Source organism: Microcoleus sp. F4-D5, from assembly GCF_036704885.1.
GTDB lineage: Bacteria > Cyanobacteriota > Cyanobacteriia > Cyanobacteriales > Microcoleaceae > Microcoleus.
In genome coordinates this window covers 1-6,608 of record NZ_JAUBSX010000119.1, presented here as the reverse complement: position 1 = coordinate 6,608, position 6,608 = coordinate 1, and the positions used below count along the sequence as shown (strand labels likewise).

4 protein-coding genes are annotated in these 6,608 nt (G+C 43.8%); 1 reads left to right on the top strand and 3 read right to left on the bottom strand.

Annotated features, from left to right (window positions below):
• On the top strand, positions 1–4,333 hold a 4,333-nt coding region (locus tag QUA80_RS31295), incomplete at its 5' end, for a S8 family serine peptidase (protein ID WP_333428826.1).
• A gap of 276 nt (positions 4,334–4,609) precedes the next feature.
• Here QUA80_RS31295 and QUA80_RS31290 read toward each other — a convergent pair.
• The 3 genes from QUA80_RS31290 to QUA80_RS31280 all read right to left on the bottom strand — a co-directional run.
• On the bottom strand, positions 4,610–4,969 hold the full coding sequence (locus tag QUA80_RS31290) for a type II toxin-antitoxin system VapC family toxin (RefSeq protein WP_333428825.1): 360 nt from the start codon (positions 4,967–4,969) through the stop codon (positions 4,610–4,612).
• A gap of 289 nt (positions 4,970–5,258) precedes the next feature.
• Positions 5,259–5,612, bottom strand: a complete 354-nt coding sequence (locus QUA80_RS31285) for a transposase (RefSeq protein WP_333428824.1) — start codon at positions 5,610–5,612, stop codon at positions 5,259–5,261.
• 643 nt (positions 5,613–6,255) lie between these two features.
• A partial coding sequence (locus QUA80_RS31280) for an IS1 family transposase (RefSeq protein WP_333428823.1) occupies positions 6,256–6,608 on the bottom strand: 353 nt, incomplete at its 5' end.

Sequence of the window (6,608 nt, the reverse complement as noted above, 5' to 3'; positions counted from 1 at the left end):
GCCAACGGCAGGTGCGACAACTACACCCACTGCTAGCCAAGATACTGTGGCGGATTCGACGGAAAAATTACCAGTTGAAAAAATGCCTGTTCCCGCAGCGGCAACCGAGGTAAAAGACGAAGTTACCGAAACACCAGCAACGTCAACTTTGCCAGCAAAATCTACTGCTGAGACGGAAGTTGCTGCGACGACACCAACGGATAATGTAGAAACTAAACCGGAAATTTTGCCACCGGGAAGTCAGGCAAAAGTAGAGACTCAACCGGAAGTTTTGCCAGGGGAAAGTCTGACAAAGGTAGAGACGAAACAGGAAGTTTTGCCAGCGGAAAGCAAGGCGAAAGAGGAATCGAAGCCGGATTTAGTAACTGACGTACAGAAAACAGAAAATAGTAAAGTTGTTGTAGCAGAAAATCCTGTAGAGTCGGTCAAGGAAAGTCAGCCAACAACGGCGGTTGAAAGTAAAGAAAATGCAGAAAATAAGCAGCCGTCATTGCCGTTGAAAGAGACTGATAAAGCTGAAATATCCACAGTTACTTTTCCTGAAAGTAGTTTTGATTCAACGGTGAAGGAAAGTCAGCCAACAGCGACTGTTGACAGTCAAGATACTGCCGAAGTTAAGCCTTCACTGCCGCTGCAAGAGACTGATTTGGAAAGTCTGGCAGTGACAACTGCTAACAAGAATGAAGAGTCGCAGACGAAGGAAATAATTGCCGAGACTCCGGCTGTTAGTGATGTGGTGATTCCAAAAGAGTCTTTGCCGAGTTTGCCGATAGTTGATGAATCAACTGAGGATGATTCCGCTACTGTTGAAAATCCCCAGCCATCTATTGATGTTTTTCCCACGGGTTCTGAAGTAGATTATTCTATTTCGGCCAATTTGATAGCGCGATTGGAAAGCATGAAACAAAGTTTGACTAACTTGGGAAGTGCCGACGATCCGGGTGGGAATAGCAGCAATGAGACTTTGATTGCCCGTTTGGAAAGCGTGACTCAAAAGTTGATGACTTTCAATGAATCAACTACTGTTTCCGATAATATTGTGGCTGTAGTCGATCGCCTAGAAGAGACGGTCGATCGACTAACCATACCGCCCATCCAGCCACCATTACCGTCGATTGAGACAGCACAATTCGATTTTCCTGCTGCCGATCAACCTATAATCGGAGTCATTGACACGGGATTTGCTGGCAACAATCCTGATATTGACTACTCGCGAATTACTTGGGGACAAGACAGGGTAGATGGCGATGCTGACCCCAGATTGGAACCTGGTAAAGGCAACGAACACGGCACTCATGTTTTAGGAATTATTGCCGCTACTCAAAACAACGGTATCGGTATTGACGGCATTAATGAAAAAGCACCTATTTGGGCTGGAAGGGCGATCGGTTCTGGAAAATGGGCAGATTCATTAGTTGAATATGTTGATTTTGTCAAAGCTTCCGGGAAAAAGAATGCAGTCATTAATTTGAGCATGGATCTTACTCAAGTTAATCCCGACGGTACGACAACTACTCGCTATGAATTTACGCCGGAGGAAAGAAGTGCGATCGAATATGCTCGTCAAAATGGAGTAATGATGGTAGTCGCGGCTGGCAACGACGGTGGCGTAATGTCTGCCTTGGGTCAAGCTTCCCAAGAATTTGACAACATCATTACTGTTGGTGCTGCGGAACGAATTAATGATGAAATTGCACTTTCTAAAGCTTACGATCGCACAAATTATTCCAGCTACGGTCAAGGTTTAGATATCGTAGCTCCTGGAGGAACTGTTGACAATCCACAATTATCAACAGTTGGAGATGGAGTTGGCTTCATGGCAGGGACTTCCGCAGCCACGGCAAAAGTCACCGGTGCAGCGTCGCAAGTGTGGGCGGCAAATCCAGCTTTGAGCTTCCGTCAAGTGATTGAAATTCTGAAGCAGACTGCAACGGATTTGAAGACAACAGATTGGGATAGCGAAACCGGTGCAGGGTTGCTGAATATCGAAGCGGCAGTAGCTTTGGCATTAGCAACAACAGGCGAAAAATATGCTACTCCAGTGATTGAAATTATTGGAGGTTGGAGTAGAGAAGGAGATGTGAAACCTAGCGAACGAGCCGCTGCTAATCCCTTCTGGCCAACTGTCCAACCAACCAATTTTTCTGCTTCGGTGATGGCAACTGCTGGTGCGAATGTACGATCGGGCCCCGGAACTAATTTTGCAATAGTGGGTACTTATCCTTATCAAGCAACTATCCAATTTAACGGTTGGACTTATGGCGAACGGATTCCTGACTTTCAGCTAGGAACACCCGATGAGCGGTGGTATCGGATCGCAGGCACAAATAACTGGATAGCAAGTGCAATTGTTAACGGGAATGCACCCGGATCTACTCCGCTGCCGCAGCCACCAACGCCAACACCAACACCAACTCCAACACCAACACCAACTCCAACACCAACTCCAACACCAACTCCAACACCAACTCCAACACCAACTCCAACATTACTCTTTGATATTAATAAGCTACTTGCCGTTCCTCCATCTTCAATACGCACATTTGCCAGCGATTCAATTCCTCGAATTCTTGCTGAAGCTTTAGCAAATGGCATCACCGATTTAGGACAAATAGCCTATATCTTGGCAACTGCCCAACACGAATCCCTTTTAGGACGATGGATGGAAGAAATAGCATCTGGAGATGCTTATGAAGGAAGGCAAGACTTAGGAAATACGCAACCTGGAGATGGACGACGTTTCAAAGGACGCGGTTACGTGCAAATCACAGGTCGCTCGAACTATGCCAAATGGTCGCAGCGACTCGGTATCGATTTAATCAACAATCCAGGTTTGGCATCTAATCCGGCAAATGCAGCTAAAATTCTAGTTCTAGGAATGCGCGATGGCTCTTTTACTGGCGTCGGGCTGAGTAACTACATCAATGGTTCAAAGCAAGACTTTTTCAACGCCAGACGCATTGTGAACGGTACAGATAAAGCCAGTTCCATTGCACAAATTGCTGAGCGTTATTTGAATGCTCTTCGCAGTGCCAGCACTAGCCCTACTCCGACTCCTACTCCTACTAACCCCGGACAAACTCCGATTACTGGTTATCGCGAATACGTTGTAAAAAAAGGAGATTTTCCTTCGACAATCGCACAGAAAGAGTTGGGAAATGCTAATCGCTGGCGGGAAATTCTCAAAGTAGATAACACTCCGTTAACCGATTTTGATGCAACTCGTTTGCAAATTGGTCAAAAGCTACTTTTACCAGTGAGCTATCAATCTGGGCCGGGTACTCCCGTGACACCAACTCCGGTAGCTACTCCAACTCCTGTTAGTTCCGAGATTGGTCGAGTCAGTTCGCGGGTTGGTAGCGTGCCTTTGAATTTGAGGAGTCAGGCTCAAGTCACTTCTCAAAATCGGATTGACACATTACCTGTTGGTAAGGAAATGAAGATTTTGAGATCGGTGCAAGGCGGAACTTACAGTACCGGTAATGGCAACCGCAATGATTGGTACGAAGTTGAAGTGAATGGCAAGCGCGGTTTTGTTGCTGCTTTCTTCGTTGATAAAGGTTCTAGTGCACCGCCACCACCGGAATCTGGTTTTGTTAACTCAAATGTTGGTGGTGTACCTCTCAATCTGAGGAGTTCAGCTTCTACTAACGCAGCGAGCACTACCAAGTTGAATCAGGGTACAAACCTAAAGATTTTGGGAAGCGTGACTGGTGGAACTTACAGTATCGGCAATAGCAACCGTAATGATTGGTATGAAGTTGAGGTGAATGGCAAGCGCGGATTTGTTGCTGCTTACTATGTGACTAAAGGAACAAATTCCGGTTCCGGTGGTGGTGGTTCCAACAATGGTAGTGGTGGTAATAATAATGCTGGCTCAACTCTAGGAATACCAGTAGATTTTAATTCGCCTGCATATCGTCAAAACAACCCTTTATGGCGAGCTGGATACGCACCAAAATCGGTAAACCCTCCCATTTACAGCATGAGTAACCCTAATGCTAAGGGAAACTGCACTTGGTATGCTAATGGTCGTTTAAGACAACTAGGTTATAGTCAGAGCGATCTTAACCAGTTAACAGCCGACGCATCCCGCTGGGACGATCGAGCCCGTGCTGCTGGTATCCCAGTCTCAAATACACCTCAAGTGGGTGCTATTGCCCAGTGGGAGTCTAACCACGTAGCCATTGTTGAGAAGGTAAATCCGGATGGAACAATTGTCATATCAGAATCAAGTTATTGGCCTACTAGCAGTAATGCCTATGACTTCCTGTATAAACAACGGACAATCTCTGCAAGTAATCCAACTAAGTATATCCATGTACGTCGCTGAGGCACGACCGTGAGTACAGTGCGATCGCCCTTTCTTTCCCTTCCTGAAAAAAGCGCGATCGCCTTCGGGTATAGTTCTCAAGAGCGATCGCTCTTTCCCCAAACAAAAGAAACCGGGTTTTTCAGATACTTTTGCCTCTTGCCCAATATCTGCTACAAAAACCTAGGTTTCTAAACCTCTAAGCGATTGCCCTTGTAGGATAAAAAGAGCGATCGCTCTTTTACCATCCAAAGGTCGATCGCCCTTTACTTCTTTTTCTCGATTGAAGAGCGATCGCTACCAATTAATTACCGTCAAACTTGTTACCTTTCCAAACTCTCGATCTGCCGTCACCAAACTTGCTGAATTTTGGATTGCCATTGCTGCAATAACCGCATCCGGTAGTTTCAAGCGATTTTGCTGGCGAATTTCAATGATTTTTTCAATCAACACAGCATCCATCGCCACTAAACCTAGAATTTCAACTCTTTGCAGAAACTGCTCGAAAAGCTGGCGATCGTCTTGAGTCAACCCAGGAAATACCAGAAACTCTATTTGGCTAATTACTGAAACTCCGATCCAATCAGCACCTTTAAGTAATTCAATAAGTTGAAGATTTCCTTGAAGCAGAGCCACGATCGCATTCGTATCTAACACATAGCGATTACCACTCAGGACTTAAAAATAAATAACTTGATGGATTGTCGGATATAATCAAAAACAGCGCCCTGATTGCTACTTTCTCTAACATTGATAGAAACTCCCAAGGAATTTTTCTATTCTACCACTTTATCTGACCTTTAAACCTATGTTTTATTCTAGTTCAATTGAGTCGGAAATAAAGACACTTTATAACTCTTTATCAGAAAAGGATAAAAGAAGGTATGCAGCGATCGAGGCACAAAATTTGGGATGGGTGGAATTAGCTATACAGCACTTCCGGATCTTATGAGCTACAGTAGCAGCAATTAGTAAACCTGTTTTTAAGATGTTTCGGATTAATTAAGTCAAGAGCCATAGCAGTTATCGTGTCAACCATTTTAGTGCTGGTTGGTGAAAACTGTCGCAATAAAGATTTGAGTTGCGACCACCATAATTCAATTGGATTAAAATCAGGAGAGTATGGGGAAAAACACAAGATAGAAGCACCCACCGCTTCAATCATAGGCTTAATTGAATCTACTTTATACGCTGGTAAGTTATGCATCACTACTACTGCTCCCGACCACAATTTTGGCACTAAACATTGATCGATAAATACTTCAAATGCTTGGCTATCCATCAAATTATCTATTGTCATCTATCCCACTACTTGCAGGAAACTAATTGCACCAATTACTGTGACTTTTTTACCTCGCTAAAAAGGTTTAACCCATATACTCTAGTTACTTCGAGCGTGCATGAGTGAGTTTTAAACAAGCGCAATACTCCAGTCTTATCTAAAAAGACGCTCATTTTTTGGCTCGATATTTTTGACTTTTTCCCAATACTCTAACCTTAACTTCATCACTCTTTTTGTCCCTGCTTTACTACTACTTATGACCGTTTTCTTGGCGATTTAGTCCCAAATTTTGCAAGGTACTACACATTGCTGTTCTACCTAAGCTGTTGTGCATTTAAATTAAATGTCAAAAAATAATTTAAGTTTTGTGGGGAGTAGGGGTTGGGCCAGAAAGCCCGCCCTGAATATGCAATTTAAATGCGTGACAGCTTACCCAATTTCCTGTCTTTTAGACGAATAACTCACACAATTCTACCAACGTTGTATCGGGATATGCTGCCACTATTTCTCTTAATTTAGTTGACGCATTATTCAAATGACTGTATCTCGGTTTAGCCCTGGATTTCGGCTGTAAATTACCCTCTATTTTTTTTCGCTTGACAAGTTTTTGAACTAAGCTTTTACTCACATCGGCAGTCATAAATACGTAGTGATGGAAAAATTATTCAGCTCGACATTCATTATAGTGATGAATGAAATACCAAATGGCTCCGATCTGATTTTCTAACTTTTTTGAGAAAGAAAGAGTCCGCCTTACAAGTCTTGAAACTCTTTGACGTAAAGTATTATTAAACCTTTCGATATGATTCGTTTCTCCACTGCCTTTATCAACGGGTTTGTGACGGGTAGATGCAATGACTTTCTCATAGGCTGCCCAAAAGTCTGTATAACAAACTGCACATTGGCGATAGACGGGTGGTAAAGATTCCCAAAGTTTTTGCCCACATTCCGCACCCCAAACTGGCACATAGTCGGATTGAGGGGGTAAAAGTGAATCACCCGAGACAAGGGTGA

Coding starts and splice junctions, on each gene's coding strand:
- QUA80_RS31285 (WP_333428824.1), bottom strand. CDS start 5,612: ATGACAATAGATAATTTGATGGATAGCCAAGCATTTGAAGTATTTATC.